The organism is Hydrotalea sp. GW822-HT8A01, assembly GCF_058798575.1.
In genome coordinates this window covers 2,638,676-2,662,196 of record NZ_CM179506.1, presented here as the reverse complement: position 1 = coordinate 2,662,196, position 23,521 = coordinate 2,638,676, and the positions used below count along the sequence as shown (strand labels likewise).

The window sequence follows — 23,521 nt, the reverse complement described above, 5'->3', positions numbered from 1 at the left end:
ATTGTATAGAATAAATAAATTAAATAATTGCTTGTGCTCCACTTTCACTTGAATTGTTTACAACTAACTTTTCCAAGGCCACCTCCGTTACATTCAATTCAACATTTCCTGAAAACATTTTATATAAGTTGTACGCAAACAGCAGATGTGAAAACCACATTAAACTTCCGCCAATAGCCCTCCACAACCAATAAGGCGCCATCATGACTACCGAATCAATAAATGGTTTTCCTTCTATCCACATATTCCCTTTTAATGTAGCCCCAATCATTAATGGTATGGTATAAAATAATAACCCCACCAAAGCAAACCAGAAATGTGCACCAATGGTAAGCTGTGGCGCCTCTTTTCCTGTTAGTCGCGGTACAACTGCATAAATACCAGCCCAAAGAAAAAAAGAAATGATACCATACATGGTTAAATGTGAATGTGCAACAGTAAAATCGGTAAAATGCCAGATTAGGTTAGAAGAACGAAAAGCCTCGGCCGTTCCCTGCATAGAACCCGAAAAATAAAAGATGATGCCTACCAGAAAGAAAGGCAAAGTATAACTATCAGATACCTTATACCATGCTCTTTTAAATGTCATTAAAAAGTTGGTGGTACCTGCAATTACCGGAATGGCCATACCTGCACTACCCACTATAGCAACAGTTTGCAACCACCAGGGTATAGCACTGAAAACAAAATGGTGTGTGCCAATTAACGTATAAAATAAAATCTGAGTCCAAAAAGCCAATATACCAAGGCTATAAGAATAGATGGGTCTATTCAGTTGTTGTGGCAAAAAATAATACACAATACCTAAAGTAAACAGCATAAACCACATACCCACGCCCTGGTGCATATAATAACCTTGTATGATGGTTTCGCCTAATGCATCCTGCCAAAAAGGAAGATATGCAACCATTGCAATGACCAACCCAAACATAATAGCGGAAACAATGTACCAGTTAGAAATATAAATTTCTTTGGTGGTGCGCCTGGCAATAGTTTGTAAAAAATTAATGAGGGTTAACACCAATCCTATTCCGAACAATGCCATTACCGGCCAAATATATTCACGATACTCGCCACCGGCATTATTAATGCCAGCCATTAAACAGAGTGAACCTAAAATAACTGCAGCATTAATAAAATAGAGCGTATACCATCCTTTTTTAAAACTGGCTAATGGTGCATTACTCACTTTTGGAACAATATAGTATCCTAAACCCAACATACCTAAAGAAGCCCATCCCCAAAATACCGAATTGGTGTGAACAGGTCTTAAACGCCCGAAACTTAACCAACTGATATGATCTGCATCTGGTGCTACAAATTTTATTCCGATGTACTCCCCTATTGTTGTTCCAAAAATTAGCCAAAAAGCGGCACAACCAATATACCATAATACCAATTTAGATAAAGCAGGGTCAATATTAGGGCGTTTCAAAGCACGTTTCTTTGCTGCGGCAATTGGCAATTCAGTCTGATCAGGATCAGTTTGTATCAATCCACGTTTATCTAACGGCGGGGCATTGCCTGATAATTCATTATTATGAAGTGAAAAATCTAAAGCAGCTTTTCTTTGCATCAATGCTGCATCTAAATTCACATCATCTTTTTGCTGCAGATACTCCGCCAGTTTTTCAGCTTCTGTAATTTTTAAATTATTTCGATATCGCTTTAAAACATTCATCACTTTTACAATCATAATAATAATCCCCAATAAAATGGGTGTTAAAATTAGAATTGTGGTGATGACAATTCCGGCCTCTCCGGTTACAGTTTGAGCCGGGTCCTGCGCCAATAATTGTTGTGCAAAAAACAGAAACACTAAGAACAAAAACATCTTTCCTGCAGTACCCACCCCACTATTTCCATTTTGATGATTGTTACGCTTTCTTTTTTGCTTCCATAAAAAATATTGATCAATCTGCTCAGCTGTAAACCGACTGATATAAGTGGATATGTTTTGTTCAATATTTTCCTGATCAGACTGAAGTTGTTCTTTATTCATTTCCTTTACTTTTAACTGAAGTACAAAGGCTGCCAGTAATATCAGAATTAACAATGTAATAATGATGAGCATGATTCCTGTAATGGATTGAAAACTAAATGAACTGGGTATACCATCCTGTGCAAATACATGGTTCAAAGGAAAAGCAACCAACAGCAATATTGCACCAATTAGAAGAAGGCTAAATTTTTTAAACATAAAAATATATTAAGAGGTTTTTATCTTTTATTAAAGCAAAAAAATTATCTTTTTAAAACGGCCAGCTTTTTTTCCAACAATTCATTAAACTCACCCAGTCTGGCACGTTGCAATAACTCAAAAATTTCAGCGCGTATTTTCTTAAAATCGTTATGAATAGGACATGGCGATTTTTCAGAACATTGTTTTAAACCCAATCCGCATCCGTTAAAAATTTTATCGCCATCTATTGCTTTCACTACATCGGCTAGTGTATATTGCAAATTACTTTCATCTAAATAAAACCCGCCAGTTGGGCCTTTTAAAGATTGTATTAAACCCTTTCTGCTCAAGTCTTGCAATATTTTCCCTAAAAAATATTCCGGAGAGCCAATGCCTTTAGCAATATCTTTAATACTCACCTTTATGCCGTGTTTAGACTTTTGTGCAATATATAAAATTGCCCGGATAGCGTATTCACATGTTTTTGAAAACATATTCATGGTTTGTGGGCACAAAAATAATATAAAATTAGAAATAAAGGAGTTTTTTATCTTTTATTAATAAAAATTTCTTTTTTCAACAATCAGATGTTTTTAAAAAAAGCTAAACAAAAAAGAAATGTAATGCCTTCCATAGTGTGATAATACTGGTTATCATGACCATTATACCAACCGCTACATACATTTTTTTGACAGGCAACCTCCCGGCCAATTTTGCGGCTACAGGTGCTGCCAAAACACCACCAATAATTAAACCGGCTACATCAAACAATGGAATATGTTTTAATACAATAAAAAAAGTAAGTGCGCTGGCAAATACAACAAAAAATTCAGCCAAACAAACCGAACCAATTACATAACGCGGATTTTTACGTTTTGAAATTAATGTACTGGTTACCAAAGTTCCCCAACCACCGCCGGCAAAAGCATCGGTAAATCCGCCAATACCCGCCAGCCAACCGGCACGGTTTACTTTATTGCCATTACGTTGTGCAGCAAATGCCTTGCGTATTATATGATATCCCAGAAATAAAGTGTAAAATGATAATGGAATTTTGATATAAAAAGCATATTGCTGCATCATACTTGCCAATGTGGCTCCCAATACAGCACCAAACATGCCCGGCACCACTAAACTTTTAAACAATTTTTTATTAATGTTACCAAACCGATGGTGCTGATAACCTGATACCCCACTTGAAAAAACTCTGGCAGCATGCACCCTGCTGCTTACAATAGCAGGATTAACACCATTGGCTAATAAAATTGTAGTGGAAATGGTTCCATAGCCCATCCCCAAAGAACCATCAACCAATTGTGCAATAAAACCTGTCAACAACATTATCGTAAATACTGGCCAATCCATCAATTCTATAAAACTGTTCAACCCGGCACGCCAGCTAAATGCAGGGATTAAAGAAAGAATGGTATGACCAAAGATCATGCATACAAAAGCAAACAAACACCATTTTACAATTTGTTGCCATTTTTTTTCCCTGGGGGTCTGCAATTTTATATCGTTCAATTGCATATTTTTTGCAACCAATGTTTGTGTAAGCTGATTGAGGTGCTTTACCTTATCAGCAAAATTTCCAGTCAATTGATTTCTAATGTGTTGCATATTATACAGCAAGGCATCTACGTCATCCGGTATTATTACATACAATAGTTCTTTTAATCGTTTTGCAATGGTAGGCGATTTACCATTGGTTGAAATGGCAATTTTTAAATTACCTTTTTGCACCACTGAACTCAGATAAAAATCACATAGTGCAGGTTTATCAGCTACATTCACCAACAAATTCATTGCATGCGCATCTGCCCGAATGGTCGCAGCCAACTCAATATTATTTACTGCAACAAACACCAATTGTTGATTTTTTAAGAAAGAAGGTTCATATTTCTGTTGTACAATAGTAATATGCGTATTAACTGCAGCAATTGCATAAATTGCCGGTTTAATTTCGATAGCTACAATTGTAATAGGTGTAGCAGGGGCATTTTGTACAATACTTTGCAGTTTTTCCATGGCAATATTTCCACCACCTACTATCAATACAGCCATTGTTTCTAATTTGAAAAATACGGGAAACAAATTGTTCTGCTCAGTACTGTTTGCATTTGCAGGAACTACCTCTAAATACGGTTGTATAATATTGGCATTCATGGCTTTGAATGGAATTCGTGATAAATATTGAATCGAATAATATGTTGGTTATCTCTATAATCCAACGCACCGACAGATTTATATTGGCATTGGTACATATATTGCAATTGACAGCTCAATGTTTTATGATGCATATAATAAATACCTGAAAAAATTCTCAACACATCCACAACATTGGTTTTATTGGCAACCAACATACATTCAGTACCGATTTCTACAACATAAATTGGTGAAACAGGAAATGCAACTGCCATTTTATTTCGCAATCTGCTGGCATAAACAAAAGATTGTGTGCCATCTACAGCTTTTTTTTGTAACCATCTTTCTTCCAAACGAGTTCTGTTCGTGAGGGTGAAGTGATTGATTGGAATTTGAAAAGCATTTTCCTGCCATAATCTATATTCATCTAAATAAATATTTTCAAGATGTAACTGACCGGCAGATTTAAAATAGGCAGCCCCGGTTGTAATTGTCCATGTCGGTGTGATTGAATAGGCAATCCCAGATCGTATGAGCATTTGCGATAATTGCGAAAACCCGTATTTGGAGCGCAACTGCATATCGCCGGAAATTTTCCATTTTTCAGAAACGGGTACTGAAAAAAAATAACCGGCCCAAACAGCGGAAGTACTTGTATTCACAGATTGTGCTGCAACACTGCAAAAAAAACCTGAAAATGAGATAGTATATATGATTTGCCTGATCAAAGCAAAAAATTTTAGGTATTAAAAAAATAATTATTCGCAAAATCACCAAAACGTTCACCTGATTTTCGATTCAATTTAAATTGCCGAAAGCAGTTATCTAAAGTTACAAGAATGGTTGCTTCTTCTAAATTTTCACGATATAGTTTATTGAGTCTGTATCCTTCATAATCGCCACCAAGATATAAGTTGTATTTACCGTATGCAGTGCCTATCAAACCAATTTCAGCTGCATATGAACGGGCACAACCATTGGGGCAACCGGTCATTCTAATAATAATCGCTTCTTGCTCTAATTCGTATTTTTTTAACAGCAATTCAATTTTAGTTAACAAATTGGGTAAATAGCGTTGTGCTTCTGCCAGAGCTAAAGGGCAGGTAGGAAATGCTACACAAGCCATTGACCGTTGCCTGACAGGTGAAGTAGACTCATTTTGAGTGATAATACCATATTCAGTTAAGATAGATGCAACTTTTGACTGATGTTGGGGGGCAATATCGCTGATAATTACATTTTGATTACAGGTAAACCGAAAATTTGCAATACCTGCCTGTGCAATTTTTAATAAAGCAGTTTTTAATTGAACGTGGGGGGTATCTGTAATTCTGCCATTTTCAATAAAAACAGTATAATACCATTTACCAACGTGGTTTTGATGCCATCCTAACTGATCGGCTCTTTCTACAAATTGATAGGGTTTTTCGGTTTCAAATGTATATCCGCTTCTGGCTTCAATTTCCTTTTTAAACCAATCTATACCATATTTATCAACGGTATATTTTAAACGTGCAAATTTTCTGTCAGCCCTGTTACCATAATCGCGTTGTATGGCTGCCACAGCATAAACTGTTTTTAAAACATTTTCCTCGCCCTGCACAAATCCAATCACCGTTGCTAATCTCGGATAAGTATCTGAATTACCATGTGTAGATGCCAGACCGCCTCCAATGGCTATATTAAATCCTATAAGCACATTATTTTCAATAATCGCAATTAAACCAATATCATTTGCAAAAACATCCACATCATTATTCGGTGGAATTGCAATGGCAATTTTAAACTTACGGGGCAAGTATCTGTCTTGGTACAAATCATCCTTTTCTGCTTCCGGTTCATATATTATTTGATCATCCAGCCATATCTCTGCATATCCTTTGGTTTTAGGAAGCAACCTGGCGCAGATTTTATCTGCAATGGCAAATACTTGTTCATGCACAGGTGAATAAGCAGGATGTGCACTGCACAATACATTCCTGTTAATATCTCCACAAGTGGCAATGGTTGTTAAGTCAGCATGATGAAATGCCTGCAATGTTGGTTTAATATTGGCTTTAATAATACCGTGCAATTGTATGGTTTGCCTGCTGGTTATTTTTATAACACCGGTACTATACGTACCGGCGGCATGATGTATGGCCACCCATTGCTGTGGCAACATAAAACCACCCGTTAATCGCAAACGAACCATGAATGTATACAAACGTTCCAATTTTTTTTCGGCGCGTTCTTCTCTTCTGTCCCGATCATCCTGTTGATACATTCCATGAAATTTGATGAGGGCCTGATCATCTTCCCGAATGGCACCCGTATGTTCATCCTGCAAGCTTTCAGCAAGGGTACCACGTAATCCGCGACTTGCCATTTTAATTTTTTCGATATTGGAAAGTTTAATATTATCTGACATACAAACAATTTTGTTTTTTAAAAATTAGTATACTTCCTTTACAAACCTGCCTTCATTTTTTAGCTGTTGAAAAAAAGCAACTGCATTTGAATATTTTCCTGAAGTTGCAATCATGTCAATAATTGCCTGATCTAGTTTTGCACCTGTAAAATCTTTTTCTCCACTTACAAAAACATAGGCACCCTGTTCTATCCATTGCATAAAAGTGGCTGCATGATGCTGTAACTTTTCTACTAATGTTGCAGGTTGCATTACATTATGTTGGAAGCAAAGATGTAACTGATGTATATGCCCTGTTGCATACCAATCTTGAATTTCGGTTTGATATAAAAAGTCAGTAGTGAAATTGTCTTCTTCAAAAATTAACCAGTTTTTTCCTTCTGCACCTGCATTATCGCGTTGCAAAAGAAAAGAACGAAAAGGTGCAATACCTGTTCCATGCGCTATCATTATTATGGGCACATCATCCTGTGGCAATTTGAAGCGTTTGTTTTTTTGCACAAAAAAATGAATGGGTGATTGGAGGGGCATTTCAGATAAATAATGTGAGCACAAACCATTTTTTTCAGCCTCATTTATATAAAATCTTTCCAGATTTATGGTTAAATGAATGGCATTTTCATTTGCAATAGGGGAAGAAGCAATGGTATACAATCTGGGCGATTGCGCCTGCAATAATGCTATGAATGGTTCTAATTGAGATTGAGTTTTTAATGGATAAATTTTTAATAGATCCAATAAATCCATTCTGGTTCCAGGAATATCCTGCTCAGTTAATGCTGCATATTTTTTTATTATCTTTTCAGATAAGTTCAAAATATTTAATTTTTTGCTCAACAATGTATCGATAGCATAGGACTCATCTTTATATAAAAATTTTTTTTCCGGATGTACCTGAAGTAAGTGTAAAATTTCATCCACAACATGAGCAGGATTTTCAGGATAAACACCAATGGAATCTCCCGGCTGATAATCAACTGAATCTGCCGCAATTTCAATATGAAATGTTTGTTTACAAGAACCTTTATCGTTCAATACTATTTTTTTATCAATCAGTCCGCTATAAGTTTGTTTTGCTGTTTTGGATACAATTGCAACGTTTTTAGATACTGCATTATTTGATGCTGAAAAATTGTTGGTTAGCAATTTTTCAATGAGCCCATTAAACCAGTTATTGGCATCCGCTTCATAATCCACATCACATTTAGCCAGTTCATGAATTCTTTTTGCGCCTAACCTATTCAATTGCATATCCACATCTTCACCCGTTTTACAAAACAAAGGATAGCTGCTATCACCCAAACCAAGCACTGCATATTGCAAATGATTTAAGTTAATTTGTATTTGATGCAAATATTCATAAAATGAAAGTGCAGCAGCAGGTGGCTCTCCATCGCCCTGAGTGCTAATAACTACTACCAATAGAGATTCTTTTTCAAGATCTTTAGGTGTATATTGATCCAATCCAATTAATTTAACCAAACATTTTTTTTGTTTAGCCAGCGAAGCAAACTGTGTGGCCAATTGTTTGGCATTACCGGTTTCGGTTCCATACACAATGGTTAATTTAGGCTTAACGTTTGTAGCAGGTAAAGTGGCCACTTCTGTTGTATCCTGTTGAATAATTCCGGCAATATATCCGTTTATCCATATAAGCTCTTCTTTACTAGAACTTTGAACCAGATCGATAATTGTTTTCAGTTTAGGTGCGGCTAACATAAGGTTGCATTAATTCATGATGTAAATAAGATTCGGCAGTGCCGGTAACGGATGGAAAATAAAGCTCATGTTGTGGATTACTACTTTTAACCCAATTGAATTGATGGCTTAATGATGCCACTTTCCCAATAATTACCAATGAAGGGGAAAGAAATTGCATGGAACCAAATTGCAATAAAAAATTACGAACAGGAGCACTATACACCTGCTGCATAGGGGTAGTTGCCTGTTCAATAACGGATATCCATTTATGTTCATCAATACCAGACTGCCGTAAATGTTCAATTAAAGGTTCTAAAGTTTCAGATGACATATACCAAACCAAAGTATCATCTGTTTTGGCCAAATCGTGCCAATAGGAATCAGGAATTAAATTTGTTTTATAGTAAGTCAAAAAGCGGACTGCAGTGGCATAATTACGAGCTGTTAATGGAATACCTGCATAAGCCGCAGCACCCGAAGCGGCTGTAATACCCGGAACAATTTCAAAAGGGATGGAATATTTTTTCAAAGTTTCCAACTCATCTAATACATTCGAAAAGAAAGACACATCTCCTCCTTTTAATCGAACCACCAATGGTTGTGAAGTTGCATACTGCACTAGCAAAGCATTGATGGTTTCCTGCGAAGTGGATAAGCCATATCGGCATTGCTTACCTACCGGGATGATGATTGCATGTGGATTTACATAACGTTCCAGTATGGCTTCACTTACCAACCTGTCTACCAATACCACATTGGCCTGTTGTAAAAATTGAACCGCTTTTATAGTAACTAAGTCTGGATCTCCCGGTCCTGCACCAATGATGATTACTTTTCCTTTGTATGTAGTTTTCATTAGTCTACTTTTTTAGTAGGATAAAATATCAAAAAATTATCTCTAATAAGATTAGAGATAAAAATGTTTTTAAAACAATCCTTCAACAGATAAATAACGTTCGCCTGTATCGTAATTAAAAGTAAGGATTACATTATTTTCCGGAATGTCAGATAGTTGTTGTGCAATGGCTGCTAATGATGCACCTGTAGAAATACCTGCCAATATACCTTCTTTCTTTGCCAATTTTTGCGTATAATGAAAAGCATCATCTTTACTTACTTTAATGGCACCATCTAATAATTTAACATTCAGAATAGATGGAATAAAACCTGCACCAAGCCCTTGTAAAGGATGTGGCCCCGGTGCACCACCACTGATGACAGGTGATAATTCAGGTTCAACAGCAAAAATTTTGATGGAGGGCCATTTTTCTTTCAAAACTTCTGCAACACCGGTAATATGTCCACCAGTACCTACACCCGTTATCAAATAATCAATTCCATCCGGAAAATCAGCCACAATTTCATGTGCAGTAGTTTGATGGTGAATTTTCGTATTCGCCTGATTATCGAATTGCTGGGGCATCCAGGCATTATGATTATCATATACCATTTCGTTCGCTTTTTCTATAGCCCCCTTCATGCCTTTTTCACGAGGCGTCAACACAAATTCGGCTCCGTATAATGCCATTAATTTCCGGCGCTCAACACTCATGCTTTCGGGCATTACTAAAATAACTTTGTATCCTTTTACAGCAGCAACCATAGCAAGACCAATACCTGTATTGCCGGAAGTAGGTTCCACGATAATACTATCTGGATGCAGTAATCCTTTTTTTTCTGCATCTTCAATCATAGCCAATGCAATCCGGTCTTTAATACTTCCACCCGGATTCATTCTTTCCAATTTCATCCATACCTGATGTCGGGTTCCAAAAATTTTTTTTAACTGAACATGTGGTGTATTTCCAATAGTTGCTAATATATTGTCTGCCTTCATGATATGATGTATTAATTTAAATTACAAAATTGAGTGGTTCGGGAAATGGATTATTGTCTCTTACTTTAATTTCACTTTTGTGATACACTACCGAATATGGCTCTACACTATAGGTTAACCAAACATTGCCACCTATAATACTATCATGGCCAATAATGGTATCACCACCTAAAATGGTTGCACCAGAATATATCACAACATTATCTTCAATAGTAGGATGCCTTTTGGTGGCAGCATCTTTTTTATCAACACTTAACGCACCAAGCGTAACCCCTTGATATAATTTAACATGATTACCCAGCACACTGGTTTCGCCAATTACCACACCGGTACCATGGTCAATGGAAAAAGCATGGCCAATTTGTGCACCGGGATGAATATCAATTCCGGTTTTACTATGGGCGTACTCTGTAAACATTCTTCCTAAAATCTTTAAATTCAAATGCCATAATACATGCGAAAAACGGTAAACTGCTGTAGCAAAAAAACCGGGATAGGCTACTAATACTTCTTCCAACGTTTGTGCAGCGGGATCCGATTGTAAAATGGCATGTGCATCTTCTAATAATGCATCATACACATTCGGCAATTGTTCAAAAAAGCGGTAAATAATTGCATCTGCTGGCAATTCTTCCTGAATAAATCCTTTAATCATACTTTGAAAGCGTACCCTTAAATCTGCATAATCGCGTTGTATCGCCAACAATCCACCCTCTCCATTATTTTTTGGAATGAACAATAATTGAAATAAATCAGATACAAAACTTTCGGTTGCTGCTTTATCGGGAAAAACCTGAAAACATTTGTCGTTGCGCAGATATAACTTTTCTAAAAATAATGTTTCATCCATAATTGTATACAACATCTGGTTTTCAATAAAGTTTCCTACAACATTTTTGTAATAGATTCGTCTGTATTTTCCTTTTTACTGTAACATACAGGCACCTACTGTAACATTGGTTGCTTCATCAATTAATATAGCACCTCCATTTGCGCTAAGTGTGTTATAACTATCAAAAGCCAGTGGTGATGCTGTTTTCAGAACAATTTTAGCAATTTCGTTCAGTCCAATGTATGATACATTGTTTTTTTGTTCCAATGTATTTACATCTAAAGCATACTGTATTTCGCAAACCATACATTTTACCATTGTACTGTTTATCTGAAGCCAATAACGGTTTCCTTTTTGCAATGGTTTTGCATCCATCCAGCAAATTAAAGTTGTAATTTCTTTAGAAACAGTTGGTAACTGATGTGAAGGAACAATCAAATTTCCTCTGCTTACATCAATATCGTCTTTCAAATGTAACACAATACTTTGTGGTGCAAAAGCTTCGTTCACTTTTGTACCATTGTGTTCAATATAATCGATGGTGGTGGTGAGTCCTTCCGGAAGCACCGTTACGGCATCACCCTGCTTGAGTACTCCACTAATTAATTTGCCTGCATAACCGCGATAGTCGTGCCATTCAGGGCTTTGTGGCCGTATAACATATTGAACAGGAAAGCGGGTTATGTTCAAATTTACATCCTGATGAATGGAGATATTTTCTAAAAGTGATAATAAAGACGGCCCATCATACCAGCTTAATAATTCTGATTTTTCAACAATATTATCGCCATTCAAGGCACTGATAGGTAAATAAGTAATATTGTTTAATCCTAATGACTCAGCTACTGCGGCATAATCTATTACAATGTTATTGAAGGTATCTTCTGAATAATCCACCATATCCATTTTATTAATGGCAATAATGACATGCGGAATTTTTAACAATGCAGCAATGATGGAATGACGTTTGGTTTGCTCTACTACCCCATTACGAGCATCAATGAGAATGATAATCAAATTCGCATTCGATGCCCCTGTAACCATGTTGCGGGTATACTGCACATGGCCGGGTGCATCTGCAATAATGAACTTTCTTGCAGGTGTTGAAAAATATTTATACGCCACATCAATGGTAATACCTTGCTCTCTTTCTGCTCTTAATCCATCTGTCAATAATGCCAAATCAATCTCACCCAATGCTTTGTGTTTGGTTTGTTGCTGAATGGCAGTTAAATGATCAATCATAATAGATTTACTATCATATAACAATCGACCAATTAATGTACTTTTACCATCATCCACACTACCTGCAGTAATAAATCTCAGAATATCCATAAATTATTTTTATTATATTATTAAAAATATCCATTTTTTTTCCGGTCTTCCATTGCAGCTTCAGAAACCTTATCATCAATTCTGGTTTCACCACGTTCACTGGTTTTGGTGGCAATAATTTCTGCAATAATATCATCAATATTGGTGGCAGTTGATTCAATTGCGGCAGTACATGACATATCTCCAACTGTTCTATAACGTACTTGCTTTGTTGTGATACAATCATCTTCTGCAATTTGAATAAAGGGTGAAACTGCAACCAATTGTCCTTCATACTCAATTACTTCACGCTGATGTGCAAAATAGATAGAAGGCAATGCTATCTGATGCCGCTTTATATAATTCCAGATATCTAACTCTGTCCAATTGCTAATGGGAAATACCCGAACATTTTCACCTTTATGAATTTTACCATTGTAGATATTCCATAACTCGGGACGTTGCAGTTTGGGATCCCACTGCCCAAATTCATCCCGCACAGAAAAAATTCTTTCTTTGGCACGTGCTTTTTCTTCATCGCGGCGTGCACCGCCAATACATGCATCAAACTTAAATTCTTCAATAGCATCTAAAAGTGTAAAGGTTTGCAATGCATTTCTGCTGGCAAATTTTCCTTTAGGTTCAGGTAAATTTTTAGAACGCATGGTATCTTCCACCTTTCTAACAATTAATTGCTCACCTATTTCATGCACCAATGCATCTCTAAATTGTAATACTTCCGGAAAATTATGTCCGGTATCAATATGTAATAAAGGAAAGGGAAAATTGCCCGGCCTGAATGCTCTTAAAGCCAGGTGAACTAAAGTAATGGAATCCTTCCCCCCACTAAATAATAATACCGGTTTCTCGAACTGACCGGCAACTTCCCTAAAAATATGAATAGCTTCCGATTCTAATTGGTCTAAATGATCTAAATGATATTTTTCCATAACAACTACTTTAAAATTTTCTAACGATGAACAGTATTGTCAGCATGTACGTGCAAACCACATTCTTTTTTTGTGGCATCCTCCCACCACCATCTTCCGGCTCTAAAATCTTCATCAGGTTGTACAGCTCTGGTACAAGGTGCACAACCAATACTTACAAAGCCCCTGTCATGCAAAGGATTATACGGAACATCGTGTTGCTGAATGAAAGTTTTGACTGTTTCAGTTGACCAATGTAAAATGGGATGAAATTTAATCATTGCATTACTGCTGTCCCATTCCAAGATGGGTAAATCTTTTCTATCGGGCGAATGTTCGGCACGCAAACCGGTAATCCATACTGCATTACCCAGCAATGCCTTTTGTAAGGGTTCCACTTTGCGGATGAAACAACATTGTTTTCGGTTTTCGACCGAAGCATAAAAAGCATTGGGACCCTTTTGGGTTACAAAGTTTTGCAATGTGTTTGCCTCAGGATAATAAGCGGTTATTTGCGCATTGTACTTTTCTTTTGTTCTTTCCCAAACGGAATAGGTTTCAGGAAATAGCCTTCCTGTATCTAAGGTAAATATTTTAATATCCAGTTGATGTTTTAGAATCCAATAAGTAATGGCCTGATCTTCTATACTAAAACTGGTTGAAAAAACAACTTTACCCGGAAATTGAGCTGCCAAAAATTGCAGTGCTTCCAATTCTGATAATCCCTGAAGTTGCGTTTGAAAATGTTGAAGGTTGGGTGATATTTTTACTGATTCCATGATTTGCAATTGTTTGATTGAATTGAAATAAAATGCGGCTGCGGCTTCTGCTTCAACAACAACAATTGCACATATTGAAAGGGTATTTATTCATGAATTGAAATTATTAGTCTACTAATTTAGTAGGCAAATATAGTCTACCATTTTTATAGATTATTAAATTGAAGATTAAAAATTTATTAACCAGGCTCTCAGTGAGTTGAAACTCAATAAAAACAAATGTTATGCAATAATAAAATATTTGAAACATTGTAGTAAAAACTTAAAAATGCAGTATTAATCGAACCGATTTACCCGGAATGCATCCAGCGCAATGGATGATTTTTGTTCATTGATGATTTCAGTTACCAATTTACCGGTTCCGGCACCCAAACTGAGCCCCAACATAGAATGACCGGTTGCAACCACCAAATTTTTCCATTGTTTGGGCCTGCCTATATAAGGCAACCCATCGGCAGAACAAGGCCTGAAACCATACCAAATCTGCTCAACGGGTGGCACAGGAATCTTAAAATAAGGATAAAAGCGTTGTACTGCCTGTAACAAACCGGCAACACGTTTTATTTTAGGTGGTGTTGAGGTTGTGGTAATTTCCATGGTACCACCAAAACGAATTTTATTGCTGTCCATTGGTGTTAATGCCGCCCTGCCTTCTAATAGAATTGCGGGATAATTAATATGGTAAGGCGAATTTTCAAGCGTTACAGAATATCCCCTACCCGGCATCAATGGAATTGAAAAACGCAATTGTGCCGCCAATTCACGGCTCCAGGAACCGGTTGCCAAAACATATGCATCGGCTTCATATGTTGCTTTTGCAGTTACAATTGATTTTATTTGTTGATGTTCCGTATGAAAACCCTTTACTGCTTCATTTATCAACAATGCTACTCCGCTATTTTTTAAATATTGCAGTAATTGCGCCATAAGTTTATTGGGATACAAATGTGCATCGCACTTAAAATAAATAGCGCCGAGTGCATTGATTTTTGTTTGTGGCTCTTTGGCCTGTAATGCACTATAATCCAACAATTCCGTATCTATTAAGCCCAATTGATGTGCTTTCTCAACGGTATGTTTTGCGTGGTCAGCTCCTTTTTCGGTTTGAAAAATTTCTAACAGACCTTTGTGTTCATAAGAGAAATGAAAATTGGGTTGTGCTGCTAAGGTTTCGTAGATATGCTGGCTGAATAAAGCAATATCACGCAATGGAACGGCAGCTTTTTCAACCTTCTCCGGTGTAGCACTTCGCATAAATTGCCAACCCCATTCAATGAGCGATTTACTGAAACGGGGTTGTACATAAAACGGACTGGTATCATTCAACATCCAACGCAGGCCTTGTTTTACCACACCAGGTGTTGCCAATGGAATAAAATGACTGGGGCAAACATAACCTGCATTGCCATAAGAGCAATTGTTCAACATATCAGTTTGGTCAATTACCGTTACTTCATGTCCCGTTTGGTGCAGAAAATAAGCACTACTTAACCCAATAATTCCACCGCCAATTACAATTACTTTCATGGTTGCTTTTATTTAAAATTACAAAACCTGAAAACCCAATGCATAAGGATCATCATCTGTATCAATTTGAATGGTATTATAGCCGTATACTTTTGCCCAGCCTTCAATACCCGGCCTGATAGCAGGTTTGCCCCCTATCATCAGCTCTTCTTCAATAGTACCCTTGAATATGGAGCCGATTATACTTTCATGCACAAAAATATCACCCTTTTTTAATAACCCTTTGGTGTACCATTGTGCCATTCTTGCAGAAGTACCGGTACCACAAGGGCTGCGGTCAATGGCCTTTTCGCCATATACAACTGCATTACGGGCTGTTGAATCATGATTCAATACTGCACCTGTAAATAACACATGGCCGCAGCCTTTAATGGTTTCATTTTCCGGATGTACAAAATGGTGTTGCGCATTCACCGCTTTTTTGATGGAACGGGCAAAATAAATTAATTGATCAGCAGTATAATTTTCTAACCCTTTGAAGTTTTGCTGCACATCAATAATTGCATAGAAATTTCCTCCGTAGGCAACATCTACCAATAAACTTCCCAACCCATCACATTCAATTGCTATATCTTCAGCGGCCAGAAATGAGGGTACGTTAGTCAATTTAACATGGGTAACTTTTGGGTTTTCTTCTGTATATTCAATTGGCACAATTCCTGCCGGCGTTTCCAAACGCAAATGCCCAGGATGTTTGGGAACAATTAATCCCTCCTGAATGGCAATGGTAACAGTGCCAATGGTACCATGGCCGCACATGGGCAAACAGCCACTGGTTTCAATAAACAGCACAGCCATATCATTTTCGGGATGATGGGGTGGATATAAAATACTGCCGCTCATCATATCATGTCCACGGGGCTCAAACATCAAACCCTTTCTAATCCAATCAAATTCCTGCAAAAAATGCTGTCGTTTTTCGCTCATATTTTTTCCCTGCAAAACAGGGCCACCTCCGGCTACTAACCGTACCGGATTGCCGCAAGTATGCGCATCAATACAAAAAAATGTTTTTTTCATATATAGAAGGAGCTGCTGTTATTAATATTAAATACCGAAAAGGAAAATTTTTGCAAATTCCATGTATCCAAATCAATAAAAAAATAACACCATGAATATAAGCACACAGTTAAGAAACTATAGCCTCTTTGGTAAGCTGATTATTGACCATGCGCCAAATTTTGTATGGATTACTGTTCTTTAATTCAGCCGGTAATAATGATTCCGGCGCATTTTGAAAAGCCACTGGCCTTACCCATCGTTTTACAGCATGAATACCAACAGCAGTGAAACGACTGTCGGTACAGGCAGGATATGGCCCCCCATGTACCATTGCCGGACATACTTCAACACCGGTTGGTACACCATTGAAAACAATTCTTCCAGCAATTTCAGTGGCAATCAGTGCAATTTCAGGAAAATCCACAAAATCATTTTCGGTACCCATGATGGAAGTAGTGAGTTGTCCGCTTACTGTTTTCCAAACACCCAATAATTCCTGTATATCTGAACATTGCACTACCAATGAATATGGCCCAAACACTTCTTCTTTTAATAATGGATTGTTTAAAAAAACGGTAGCATCAACCACTGCAACGGTAGGCAAAGCATCCATTGGGTGCAATGCAGTTTTGCTCTGCTGTAACAGCATTACCCCTTTTTGTAATAATGCATTTTTCATTTTGGTAAAATAAGCCTGATGAATACCCTCGTGCAACATGGCTGCAGGTATAGAGGCTTCAATTTGACGACTTAATTCCTGTAAAAAAATAGTAAGCTGTTCATTTTTAATACAAAGTATTAAACCTGGATTGGTACAAAACTGTCCCATTCCCAAAACAATAGAAGCTGCATATTCTTTTGCAATAGCAGCAGTTTTTTCTTTCATGGCATCAGGCAATAACAGTACCGGATTAATGCTACCCATTTCTGCAAAAACTGGAATGGGCTTTTCGCGCTCAACGGCATAATTATACAAAGCCCGGCCTCCACTTAGTGAACCGGTGAAACCAACACCTGCCGTTAGCGGATGTTGCACCAATGCCTTTCCGGCTTCAAATGAACTATCCGTTACATGTTGTACGGTATACAAGGGCATATTGTTTTTTTGTATGGCCGTTTGTATGGCCTGAAATACCATTTGTGAAGTGGCCGGGTGTGCAGGATGTGCTTTTACAATTACCGGGCAACCCGCTGCCAGTGCACTGGCCGTATCGCCACCGGCTGTGGAATAGGCAAATGGAAAATTACTGGCACCAAAAACAACAATGGGGCCAATAGAAAACAACATTCTGCGCAAATCTGGCTTTGGCGGAGTTCTGTTTGGTAGGGCTGTATCAATTACCGCTTCCACCCAACTTCCTTCCATCAACATATCTGCAAACAGATTCAATTGACCAGTGGTTCGGGCACGTTCGCCACGTAAACGCTCAATAGATAAATTGGTTTCTGTTGCGGCCTGTTGCAATAAAGCATCACCAAGTGCATCTATTTCTGTTGCAACAGATCGAAGAAAAACAGCTTTCTGCTCTGGTACGTATTGTTTCAAAGCCTGCATAGCTGCAGCAGCATTTTCTAACACTTCATGAATGGAATTGGTTAACATAGTTCTGTAATTTGAATGGATTAGAATTGGCCATTTTTTGCCAACGCCTGCATTTTAAAATTTGGGCAATCCCGGATGCGTGGCAATGGCATGATGAATTAATTGCAGCAGTTGCTCATATTCTGCACCTTCAGGTACCAAACGTGGTGCCCGAACATAGGTACTACCTAAACCAGTTACCATTTGCGCCAGTTTAATATATTGCACTAATTTAGGATGAATGTCTAATTCCAGCAAAGGTAAAAACCAGCGATGTAGTGCAACCGCTTCATCATATCGTTTTGCTTTCACTAATTGATATAATGCAACCGTTTCTTTCGGAAATGCGTTCACCAATCCGGCAACCCATCCATCGGCACCCATCATAAAACATTCTGCAGCAATGGTATCTACACCGCACAATATGGAGAACCGGTTACCGAAATGATTTTTCAGCCTTGATACGTTTGTAACGTTTCGGGTAGATTCTTTAATAGCCACAATATTGGCTATTGGTTCCAGCGCTTCCAATATTTCGATGGTAATTTCTGTACCATAGTCAACCGGATTATTGTATAGCATTATTGGCAATGAAGTAGCCTCTGCAACGGTCTTTAAAAAATAAATTGTTTCCCTTTCATCGCTTTTATAACGCATAGGGGGCAACAACATAAAACCACTAACAAAATTTTTTGTACCAAGCTCAACTTGTTGAATCGCTTCATTTATAGTTGCCGCTGCAATGTTCAATAATACCGGAACGGTTCGGTTGCTTACAGCCGCTGCAGTTTGCAATAAAATTTGCTTTTCATCCAAAGTTAGCACTGCCGCCTCACCTAATGACCCGCCAACAATTAAACCATTTACGCCGGCAGCTAATTGCGCATGAATGTTTTTGGAAAACAACGCCACATCAATCGTATCATTAGCGGTAAAAGGAGTAGTTAGTGCAGGAAAAATTCCTTTCCATTCTGTTACTGCCATCATTTTTTTTATAAAGCTAAGGAACTAAAGGAATTGAAAACACAGTTCAGAACAATTATTTTAAAAAGGAAAATACCCGTTGAAAAAACGATAAATCATTCCGATTGCCGGTTGCAACAATACATGCCGCCAAATGCGATAGTTCTGCTACCGGCGTCCAGTCATCTAAGCCTTCATACCAAACTTTATCTGATAATTTTTAAACCGCGTTTTGTTATTTTTCTTAAGTTAAAAGGGTCTATAATCAATTTACTTTTTCTTAAAATATAAATTTTTTTCACTCAGTAAATACTTTTTTTTCAATCAGGCAAAGCAATCTAATCAAATTTATTCTCTCAAAAACGAATTCGTTAAAAAACTATTGCATTTGTTGTACTGCTTTTTCAAAGGTTTCATCATTTGCATTCATAATTTCATAATAACCGGCAGAGCCAAAAAGCTGACGTGCCATTAAAGCCCTGATGCGTAAAGCCAGTTCTTTTTTTGCAATGTCGGATTGAGGCATCTTCAGTGTATCTGATTTAAGATAGGTTTCCAGTTCACTCCACTGGGCATTGTTCAATTGAAAAGCCTGTTCAAATGCACGAATAGTTTTAAAATTATCAAAATAACTTCTATTCCTTAGATAAAACTTATATACAAACCAGTTGATGGTGTTTTTTGAAAAAATTTTATTCAGCGAAGAACGTAACAAAGTAGTATCATACGGAACAAAAATATCAGGGGTAATTCCACCGCCGCCATATACCAAATGCCCATTGGGTGTTTTGTAGGCGGGTCCTTTTAATTTAGAAGAATCTAATTTTAGCAATTCGCCATCATGAAAGCGGTTAATAAGTTCATCTTCATAAGCTTCTTTGCCTTTATTATAAGGCTTCTGAATATTTCTTCCCAGCGGGGTGTAATAACGTGCTACAGTTAACCGAAGTGCCCCTCCGTTACTTAGTTGAAATTGCTGTTGCACCAACCCTTTACCAAAAGTTCTGCGTCCAATAATGGTAGCGCGGTTCCAGTCTTGCAAAGCACCAGATAATACCTCACTGGCCGAAGCTGTGGTTTCATTCACCAAAACCACCAATGGATTTTTTTCAAAAATACCGTCTCTTTTACAGCGGTAATCTATTCTGGGAGAATGGGCACCTTCGGTATATACGATTAATTTTTCATCATCCAAAAACTGATCGGCAATAGCAGTAGCTTCCGTTAATATTCCGCCTCCATTACCACGTAAATCAAGAATTAATTTTTTCATTCCCTGCTTTTGCAAACTTTCTAATTTTTGCATAAACTCTTCAAAAGTACGCTCGCCGAAACGGTTAATTTTAAGATATCCAATTTCAGGTGTAACCATGTAAGCCACTTCAACTGAAGGTACCAGTATGCTTCCGCGTTTTACCGTAATATTTTTCAATTGACCGTTGCGCAACAATGTAATTTTTACTAATGAACCAGCTGGACCACGCAATTTATTTTTGATGCTATCTGGATTCATATTTCCTACTAACCCAATAGAATCGTTGGCTTTTAATAATGCATCTCCTACTGCAATACCTGCCTGAGCAGCCGGTCCATTCGGAACAACGTTTACCACATTAATGGTATCATTGAAAATTTGAAATTCAACGCCAATTCCCTGAAAATTGCCCATCAATTCTTCATTTACTTCTTTCACATCTTTAGGAGGAATATAAATGGAATGAGGATCCAAATTGGCCAGCGATTGTTCAATCACCACTTGTTTAAAACTATCCGGACGAATGGCATCAACGTATTTGTTATTAATTAAATCTATTACTTCCTGTACAGAAGAAGGGTTACCATTGTGCAAAAAACTTCCGGATGAGGTGGTAACATTTAGCTGATAACCGAGTACCATACCTATTACTAAAATAATGGATAATAACAATGGCAACCAAATACTTAATTTTTTTCCTGACATAATATGATGCTTCTTTGTATCTTAATTCAAGATTGCGAATATCCGTATTAATGTTGAAATGACTGATTCATTGTTCAACACTACCGTAAAAAACAATTTGTTATGGCTATTAAATTGATTGCAGACAATGGCGCTACCAAATGCGAATGGTGCCTGATTCAACCTCGCAAAAAAACAGTTTTTACAACACAGGGGCTAAGTCCGTATTTTCTGTCCAAAGGCACCATGATTAAAATTATACAAACAGAAGTTTTACCCCATCTAAAACAAGCACAGGCAATTGATGAAATTTATTTTTATGGCACAGGTTTAAGCAATATAAATCATGTTAAAATGATGCGGGCAGTATTAAAAACCCTGTTTAAACAGGCTGCTATTGAAATAAATACCGACATTCTGGCTGCCGCCAGAGCATTGTGTGGCCATGAAAAAGGAATTGCCTGCATTTTGGGTACCGGCTCAAACTCCTGTTATTTTAATGGCAAAAAAATTATCAAGAACAGTCCGGGTATAGGATATATTTTAGGTGATGAAGGCAGTGGCGCTTATTTGGGCAAAAAGGTAATTCAATATTATTTATACCAAACATTTGATGCCGACCTAATGGATCGTTTTAACCAAAAATATGCCTTAACACCAAAAGAAATTTTAGAAAATGTATACCAACAACCTTTAGCCAATCGTTATTTAGCCGGGTTTGCTTTATTTCTTGCAGAAAACCGCGGCCATTATATGATTGAAAATATTATAGAGGATGGATTGAATGATTTTTTTTATCAGCATTTATTAAAATACAAAGAAATTTGGGAATATCCTATTAATTTTATTGGCAGTGTTGCATTTGGATTTAGCGATATTTTGCAGGAACTTTGCCAGGTTTATGAAATACAAATTGGCAAAATACTGCAAAAGCCAATGCAGGGGCTGATTGAATACCACCGATAATTAAGTTTTATGCGTGAATTAATGAGAATTACAGAACAACCTTCTCCGTACAGACATTTAGAGAAAATGTCTATAAAAGAACTATTGCAAAAAATCAATCAGGAAGACAAAACCGTTCCGCTTGCTGTTGAAAAAGCCATTCCGCAAATAGAAAATCTGGTAGCTGCCATTACAGATGTAATGCTGGCCGGTGGCCGTTTATTTTACTTAGGTGCCGGCACCAGTGGCCGCCTCGGTATTTTAGATGCCAGCGAATGTCCCCCAACCTATGGTGTTCCTTACGGGCTGGTAGTAGGCATTATTGCCGGGGGTGATAAAGCCATTACCCACGCCGTAGAAAATGCAGAAGATAGCTTAGAACAGGGCTGGAAAGATTTAGAAAGCTACAGAGTAACAAAAAATGATTTTGTAATTGGCTTAGCTGCCAGTGGTACAACCCCTTATGTAGTGGGTACTTTAGAAGCCTGTAAAAAAAGAAATATACCCACCGGAAGTATTTCCTGTAACCCTCACTCTACTATCAGTTCAATAGCTGATTATCCGGTTGAAATAATTGTAGGCCCCGAATTTGTTACCGGCAGTACCCGCATGAAAAGCGGCACTGCCCAAAAACTGGTATTGAATATGATTTCAACCAGTGTAATGATTCAATTAGGACGAGTTGAAGACAATAAAATGGTAAATATGCAGCTCACCAACGCCAAGCTGGTAGACAGAGGTGCAAAAATGGTAATGGAACATTTGCACAACCATAACTACGAACAGGCAAAATCTTTATTATTGCAGTATGGCAGCGTAAAAAAAGCAATTGAGGCCGCCAGAACAAATCACCATGCATAATATTGAACCTTTTTATAACTGGCGGCATATTTATATTTCTGAAGAAGACAAACACTCTCCTTTCTATGGAAAAACATATAGTGAATTTGAATATTCACAAACCATCTATAACTATTATATTCATCCGCAATGGGACGATTTTGGAAGTAAAACACTGTACCTTAAAATACTTTTTGCAGATTACGACTATCATTATGCCATAATTGAAATGATTGGCGAATGGAATGATGCCATTGAAAACGATATTATGGAACTGAAGCGGGAAGTATTAGACCCATTATTTTCGGAACACATTACCAAATACATTTTAATTACTGAAAATGTATTGAATTTCCATAGCAGCGACAGGGAGTATTATCAGGAATGGTTTGATGAGGTTACCGAAGAAAACGGCTGGATTGTAGCTTTAAATATGCCTGAAGCCACACAACAGGATTTTAGAAAGAAAAAATTAAATTATTACATTGAACTGTTAGATATACCTGAATGGCGCGTTTTTAAACCACAACATTTATTTAGGAAAATTGATGATATGTTTCAAAAACGTTTGGAATAACAAAATACCACACTTCA

20 protein-coding genes are annotated in these 23,521 nt (G+C 37.3%); 3 read left to right on the top strand and 17 right to left on the bottom strand.

The features are described 5' to 3' along the window. Positions 1 to 19: 19 nt before the first annotated feature. The 17 genes from AC3QLY_RS11840 to AC3QLY_RS11760 form a co-directional block, all read right to left on the bottom strand. A complete protein-coding gene (locus AC3QLY_RS11840; RefSeq protein WP_074420973.1) occupies positions 20 to 2,200 on the bottom strand; it encodes a cbb3-type cytochrome c oxidase subunit I in 2,181 nt (726 codons plus the stop codon). A gap of 44 nt (positions 2,201 to 2,244) precedes the next feature. Continuing rightward, the gene (locus AC3QLY_RS11835) at positions 2,245 to 2,676 is read right to left on the bottom strand and encodes an RrF2 family transcriptional regulator (RefSeq protein WP_074420116.1); all 432 of its coding nucleotides are present in this window, start codon (positions 2,674 to 2,676) and stop codon (positions 2,245 to 2,247) included. A 109-nt stretch (positions 2,677 to 2,785) separates the two neighbouring features. Next, a complete protein-coding gene (locus AC3QLY_RS11830) occupies positions 2,786 to 4,348 on the bottom strand; it encodes a TSUP family transporter (protein WP_074420115.1) in 1,563 nt (520 codons plus the stop codon). After that, positions 4,345 to 4,989 carry a DUF2490 domain-containing protein gene (locus AC3QLY_RS11825; protein ID WP_074420114.1) on the bottom strand — a complete coding sequence of 215 codons (645 nt, stop codon included), beginning with the start codon at positions 4,987 to 4,989 and terminating at the stop codon, positions 4,345 to 4,347. The genes AC3QLY_RS11830 and AC3QLY_RS11825 overlap by 4 nt, the downstream gene beginning before the upstream one ends. Positions 4,990 to 5,066: 77 nt before the next feature. After that, the gene (locus AC3QLY_RS11820; RefSeq protein ID WP_074420113.1) at positions 5,067 to 6,737 is read right to left on the bottom strand and encodes an NADPH-dependent assimilatory sulfite reductase hemoprotein subunit; all 1,671 of its coding nucleotides are present in this window, start codon (positions 6,735 to 6,737) and stop codon (positions 5,067 to 5,069) included. Between the two features lie 24 nt (positions 6,738 to 6,761). After that, the gene (locus AC3QLY_RS11815; protein ID WP_492989755.1) at positions 6,762 to 8,456 is read right to left on the bottom strand and encodes a diflavin oxidoreductase; all 1,695 of its coding nucleotides are present in this window, start codon (positions 8,454 to 8,456) and stop codon (positions 6,762 to 6,764) included. Continuing rightward, positions 8,440 to 9,294, bottom strand: coding sequence for a uroporphyrinogen-III C-methyltransferase (cobA, locus tag AC3QLY_RS11810; protein ID WP_492989754.1), 855 nt, complete (start codon positions 9,292 to 9,294; stop codon positions 8,440 to 8,442). The genes AC3QLY_RS11815 and cobA overlap by 17 nt, the downstream gene beginning before the upstream one ends. A 69-nt stretch (positions 9,295 to 9,363) precedes the next feature. Then, positions 9,364 to 10,275 (bottom strand): cysteine synthase A, encoded by a 912-nt coding sequence (gene cysK / locus AC3QLY_RS11805; protein WP_074420110.1) that lies wholly within the window; start codon positions 10,273 to 10,275, stop codon positions 9,364 to 9,366. Positions 10,276 to 10,291: 16 nt separating this feature from the next. After that, the gene (locus AC3QLY_RS11800; RefSeq protein WP_228733122.1) at positions 10,292 to 11,140 is read right to left on the bottom strand and encodes a serine O-acetyltransferase; all 849 of its coding nucleotides are present in this window, start codon (positions 11,138 to 11,140) and stop codon (positions 10,292 to 10,294) included. Positions 11,141 to 11,200: 60 nt separating this feature from the next. After that, positions 11,201 to 12,442 (bottom strand): sulfate adenylyltransferase subunit 1, encoded by a 1,242-nt coding sequence (locus tag AC3QLY_RS11795; RefSeq protein ID WP_074420108.1) that lies wholly within the window; start codon positions 12,440 to 12,442, stop codon positions 11,201 to 11,203. A gap of 20 nt (positions 12,443 to 12,462) precedes the next feature. Continuing rightward, positions 12,463 to 13,371 (bottom strand): sulfate adenylyltransferase subunit CysD, encoded by a 909-nt coding sequence (gene cysD, locus AC3QLY_RS11790; protein ID WP_074420107.1) that lies wholly within the window; start codon positions 13,369 to 13,371, stop codon positions 12,463 to 12,465. Between the two features lie 20 nt (positions 13,372 to 13,391). Continuing rightward, complete coding sequence (locus AC3QLY_RS11785; protein ID WP_074420106.1) at positions 13,392 to 14,129, bottom strand: phosphoadenylyl-sulfate reductase; 738 nt, start codon at positions 14,127 to 14,129, stop codon at positions 13,392 to 13,394. Between the two features lie 276 nt (positions 14,130 to 14,405). Further along, positions 14,406 to 15,656 carry an NAD(P)/FAD-dependent oxidoreductase gene (locus tag AC3QLY_RS11780; RefSeq protein WP_074420105.1) on the bottom strand — a complete coding sequence of 417 codons (1,251 nt, stop codon included), beginning with the start codon at positions 15,654 to 15,656 and terminating at the stop codon, positions 14,406 to 14,408. A gap of 18 nt (positions 15,657 to 15,674) precedes the next feature. Beyond that, positions 15,675 to 16,676, bottom strand: a complete 1,002-nt coding sequence (locus AC3QLY_RS11775; RefSeq protein WP_218330685.1) for a 4-hydroxyproline epimerase — start codon at positions 16,674 to 16,676, stop codon at positions 15,675 to 15,677. Between the two features lie 109 nt (positions 16,677 to 16,785). After that, a complete protein-coding gene (locus AC3QLY_RS11770; RefSeq protein WP_218330686.1) occupies positions 16,786 to 18,261 on the bottom strand; it encodes an aldehyde dehydrogenase (NADP(+)) in 1,476 nt (491 codons plus the stop codon). A gap of 54 nt (positions 18,262 to 18,315) precedes the next feature. Continuing rightward, complete coding sequence (locus tag AC3QLY_RS11765) at positions 18,316 to 19,227, bottom strand: dihydrodipicolinate synthase family protein (protein WP_288096512.1); 912 nt, start codon at positions 19,225 to 19,227, stop codon at positions 18,316 to 18,318. Between the two features lie 355 nt (positions 19,228 to 19,582). Next, positions 19,583 to 21,163 (bottom strand): S41 family peptidase, encoded by a 1,581-nt coding sequence (locus AC3QLY_RS11760; protein ID WP_074420103.1) that lies wholly within the window; start codon positions 21,161 to 21,163, stop codon positions 19,583 to 19,585. Between the two features lie 102 nt (positions 21,164 to 21,265). Here AC3QLY_RS11760 and AC3QLY_RS11755 point away from each other — a divergent pair, with 102 nt between their 5' ends. The 3 genes from AC3QLY_RS11755 to AC3QLY_RS11745 are packed head-to-tail and all read left to right on the top strand — an operon-like array spanning position 21,266 to position 23,504. Continuing rightward, complete coding sequence (locus AC3QLY_RS11755) at positions 21,266 to 22,108, top strand: N-acetylglucosamine kinase (RefSeq protein WP_081301292.1); 843 nt, start codon at positions 21,266 to 21,268, stop codon at positions 22,106 to 22,108. 9 nt (positions 22,109 to 22,117) lie between these two features. Then, positions 22,118 to 22,948: an N-acetylmuramic acid 6-phosphate etherase gene (gene murQ, locus AC3QLY_RS11750; protein WP_074420102.1), complete on the top strand. Its 831-nt coding sequence runs from the start codon at positions 22,118 to 22,120 to the stop codon at positions 22,946 to 22,948. Further along, a complete protein-coding gene (locus AC3QLY_RS11745) occupies positions 22,941 to 23,504 on the top strand; it encodes a hypothetical protein (protein WP_074420101.1) in 564 nt (187 codons plus the stop codon). The genes murQ and AC3QLY_RS11745 overlap by 8 nt, the downstream gene beginning before the upstream one ends. Positions 23,505 to 23,521: the final 17 nt, after the last annotated feature.